Genomic DNA, 4,312 nt, shown 5'->3' with positions numbered 1-4,312 from the left:
GCGCCTCAGGCATTGGTGTTCGCACCCTGATTCATTTCTTGACTCACTATCCAGTCGGCCAAGCTCCGCCGGACGGACCCACTCCGGCGAGCGTCCCTCGCGGGGTGAAATCTTGATGCTGGGCCGGCCGTTCCCGGTTTCGGTGAATCCCGCGCGGCTGCCGGGACCGTCTTGACATATCGGGTGAGGGTGAAATACTAGGGGTTTGGGATGGCTCGAAGCATCCCGAGGCAAGCATGCGCATCCTCGTGATCGGCTACGGTCGGCTGGGGCGAAAGCTCGTCCGACAACTCGACACCCAAAAACATGAGGTCGTGGTTCTGGACAAGGAACGCAGCGTGCTCGAGAGAAGCGACCGCGATCCACGTGTCCGCTACGTCATGGGCAACGCCATTGATCAGGATGCCCTCCGCGACGCTGGCGCTGAGAAAGCGGATGTCCTCTTTGCTTTGACGCGCGATGAAAATACCAACCTGATGGTTGCCCAGACGGCCCGCATTATTTTCCAGGTGCCCCATGTCGTTGCCGTGGTTTACGATCCAGCTCGCGAGCCGCAGTATCGCGCCGCTGGCATTGACACCATGGCCCTGACCGTCGCCGGGGCTGATTTTCTCGTTTCGAAATTGGAGGGAGGGCCTGGCCGCCCGGCTACTTTCCAGGATGCGTGGGCGAAAACGCAAGGCCGCTCGGTCGAAGCCGCCACCGTTCCCCTCCGCTCGGCTGATACTTCCGGCCCTCTCTACGCCATTATCGTCGGCGGCGGCCGCGTCGGCTATTTCCTTGGTCGCGCCCTTCTTGAAAACAATCTGGAAGTCACCATCATCGAGTCAGACAAACGAATCTTCGATCTCGTTTCCCACCAGCTCGATTGTCCGGTCATCCAGGGCGATGGCTCCTCCACCGCCGTCCTTGAGCAAGCTGGTGCAAGCCGCTGCAATGTGTTCGTCGCCGTCACCAATCACGACCAGGACAACCTGATTGCTTGTCAGATTGCCAAGCAGCACTTTGGCGTCCCCAAGACGATTGCCCGCGTCAAGAACCCCAAGAATGAAGCCCTCATGCAGAAAATGGGCGTGGACATCACGGTCAGCTCGACTGCCATCATCACCGGCGCCATCCAAAGCGAGCTGCCCAGCAGTCGCATTCGCCAGGTGCTTGACTTGCGTATGGGAGAACTGGAATTGATGGAGTATGTCCTTGACACGAAAGCTCCAGCTGTGGGAAAGCGCCTCCGCGATTTGGCTTTTCCGCCTGACTGCAACATTGTTACCGTCTTTCGCGCCGGCGAAGCGGTGATTCCCCGGGGCGATACCTGCTTTCAACAAAACGATACTGTAATGGTGCTGGTAAAAATGTCCGGCGAGAGCAACCTGCGAAAAATGCTTCTTGGGCCCTGACCGGCTACATCCTTTCTGGCACGCTAATTCCCATCAAATCGAGAGCAGTCGTCAATTGCTTGAGCACCAGGTCGGTGACGCTCAACAAAAGCGCCTGCTTTTGTTTGTCTTTCTGGCCCAGGATGCGGTGGCGGTGATAGAACAAATTGAACCGTTGGGCAAGTTGGAAGGCATATTTGGCAAGAATCGCTGGCTCCTGCGCCGCGATAGCTGCTTCCACGGCGCTGCCCAGTTCGCTCGCATGCAGGGCAAGATCCCAAAGATCGTCGGCCGCGTCCAGTAGCTTGCCAGCCTCGCTGGCGCTCAGGCCGGCCATGAACTTCTTGAGGTCGCCATCCGGCGATGTCTCCCGCCATTTTCGGAAGATGTTCTGCGCCCGGACGGTTGCATACTGCGCATAGGGCCCGGTCTCTCCCTCAAAATTCATGGCTTCCTTAAAATCAAAGGCGATGACGGTGTTGCGGGTAAACCGAAGCAGAAAGTACCTGAGCGCTCCCATCGCAATCTGGTGCGCTGTCTTTGCCCTCGCCTCCTCGGACAAGTCGGGATGCCGCTGATCTACTTCTTGACGCGCGCGGCCGGTCAGCCCGTCCATGAGATCGTCCGCCTTGACCCCTAGTCCGCGCCGGCCGGAAACTTCAACATACGGCCGCTTGCGATCTTCTTCGGTGAGCTCCATCCCTAAGTCGGCGCAACATTGCGGTGACAGCGCCACCAGCTCATAGGCGAAGTGGATCGAACGCTGCGCTTGCTCGTCGTAGCCAAGTGCCCGCAGCCCGGCCACGATGATTGCCTGCAGATACGATTGCCGCGCGTCGATCACGTTATAGACTTCCGACGCCTTCCCAAAGGGCGGGGGCTGCGGGTCGGCGCCCTCGGCCGTAGTCATCCATAGGATGTGACCGTCAGGATAGGTATGGAATTTTCGGTAAGCGAAGTCTTTCCCCAGCACACCGAACTTCCATAGCTGGTAAGCGATGTCTTTGCCTACGTAGGTCACCGTGCCATTCGACCGCACAATGACCTTGGCCTCATCCTCCTCCCATTCCTCGGCACCCCGAGTCGTTTTGTCCGCTCTTTCGGCCTTACCCGCTCCCTCGGGAAGCTCCATCACCCAACAGCCCTTGTTTTTTCCGCTTTCGGCCAGCCGTATGGCTGCCTTTTGTTTGAGCAAATGAAAAGCAGAATCCCAAAATTTGAGATGCAGAATTTCACTCTCCCGGGGCAACAGGTCATACACGACGCCCATGCGCAGCATCGTTTTCAAGTGGCTCCGCACAATGGCGGTAGAAACCAGCTCAGCGACCTCTGCCGCCGCGCCCTCTCCCGCCTCAATTTCCTGGAGCGTTCGGTATCGAAGTTCGATCCGCAGCGGGTCTGCTTCGTAGAACCGTGTCACCCGGGCGTAAAGGTCCCAGCAGTAATAATCAAACCGCTCACCGGAAATCATCCGGCGGATCTCGGGTGTCCCGATCTTTTCCAAGTGCAAAAAGCCAACGACCACGTCGGCCACCTGCACGCCCGTGTTGTCAATGTAGTTCTGAACTTCCACCCTCGCGCCGGCATGCCGCAACAACCGCACCAGCGTATCGCCGAGTGCCGCATTTCGCAGATGCCCGATGTGTGCCGCCTTGTTCGGATTGATGTTGGTGTGTTCGACTACGACCTTCGGGGCGCTCGCCGCGGCCTTTCCAAGCGGCAGACCGGCCGTGTTGCGCGCTCGCTCGAAGAAAACTCCCCGGTCTAGCCGGAGGTTGATAAAGCCTGCCCCGGCAACTTCAGCCTTGATGACGCCGGGCAAAGGCCCAATGGATTGAACCATCTCCTGCGCCAATTCCCGAGCAGGCCGCTTGAGTTTGCTTGCCAGCTCAAAACACGCTGACACAGCAAGGTCGCCCATCTCGACCTTTGGCGGTCGCCGTGTCGAGATTTCGACCACTGCTCCATATCTTCCGCGTATGAATTCGCGGAAGCGCTCCAGAATTTCTTTTTGGATCAGGTGGACCATCGCGCCTGGTTATGCCTGGCTGAGAATACAGAACTTCTCCATTTTATACAAAGATTTGCTGAAGGCCATCAAACGGGGAGTTGGCGTTGACACTTCTCTGAGCCGAGACTAACATCCGATGTTTGCCCGATGTCTATCCAGCCGTCCAAGACTGAGGAAGTCCGCGAAGAGTTGCGCGCTGCCTCTTCGATTGCTGTGTTGACAGGTGCGGGCATCTCCGAGGAGAGTGGCATTCCCGTTTTTCGCGGCCCCGATGGTCTTTGGAAACAGTATCGCGCCGAGGATCTTGCCACGCCGGAGGCGTTTGCCCGCGATCCCCGACTCGTCTGGGAATGGTACGATTGGCGGCGAAGTCGGATTGCTGCTGCCCGGCCCAATCCGGCCCATGAAGCCTTGGTTCTCCTCGAGAATCACTGTCCCGGCTTTGCCCTGATCACTCAGAATGTGGATGGGCTGCACGATCTTGCCGGCAGCCGCCATGTCATCAAGCTCCACGGCGACATCTGGACGCTGCGTTGCCAGCACTGCGGCACGGTGAAATCGGACCGCCGGGTGCCTTTGCCGGAGATTCCGCCTCGGTGTGCCTGCGGCGGGCTCCTGCGACCCGGCGTCGTTTGGTTCGGAGAGGCCTTGCCGCCCGCGGCTTGGCAAGCTGCCGTCGAGGCGGCTGAGTCTTGCGCGCTCTTCCTGGTGGTTGGCACTTCCGCCGTGGTTTATCCGGCGGCCGAGCTTCCCATGCTGGCTAAACACCGGGGCGCAAAGCTCATCGAGATTAATTTCGAGCCGACCGCCCTGACGCCTCTCGCTGATTACAGTTTCGTCGGAAAAGCGGGCGAGATGTTGCCGCAACTGGTGAGTTGATTCGATGCGTATCGGCTACTTCGACTGTTCTTCGGGCGTGGCTGGC

3 protein-coding genes are annotated in these 4,312 nt (G+C 58.8%); 2 read left to right on the top strand and 1 reads right to left on the bottom strand.

Translation table 11 applies throughout. The features are described 5' to 3' along the window. The first annotated feature begins 236 nt into the window (after nucleotides 1–236). Entirely contained in the window at nucleotides 237–1,397 is a 1,161-nt protein-coding gene (locus VIH17_05850) for an NAD-binding protein (GenBank protein HEY4682757.1), read from the top strand. Between the two features lie 4 nt (nucleotides 1,398–1,401). Here VIH17_05850 and argS read toward each other — a convergent pair whose 3' ends face one another. Beyond that, entirely contained in the window at nucleotides 1,402–3,405 is a 2,004-nt protein-coding gene (argS, locus tag VIH17_05845) for an arginine--tRNA ligase (protein HEY4682756.1), read from the bottom strand. Nucleotides 3,406–3,534: 129 nt separating this feature from the next. Here argS and VIH17_05840 point away from each other — a divergent pair, with 129 nt between their 5' ends. After that, nucleotides 3,535–4,266, top strand: coding sequence for an NAD-dependent deacylase (locus VIH17_05840; GenBank protein HEY4682755.1), 732 nt, complete (start codon nucleotides 3,535–3,537; stop codon nucleotides 4,264–4,266). The last annotated feature ends 46 nt before the right edge of the window (nucleotides 4,267–4,312 follow it).

The sequence above is a fragment of the Candidatus Acidiferrales bacterium genome (genome assembly GCA_036514995.1).
In the GTDB taxonomy this organism is placed as follows: domain Bacteria; phylum Acidobacteriota; class Terriglobia; order Acidiferrales; family DATBWB01; genus DATBWB01.
Note: the sequence above shows the minus strand (reverse complement) of the source record. Positions and strands in the feature narration are given on the sequence as shown.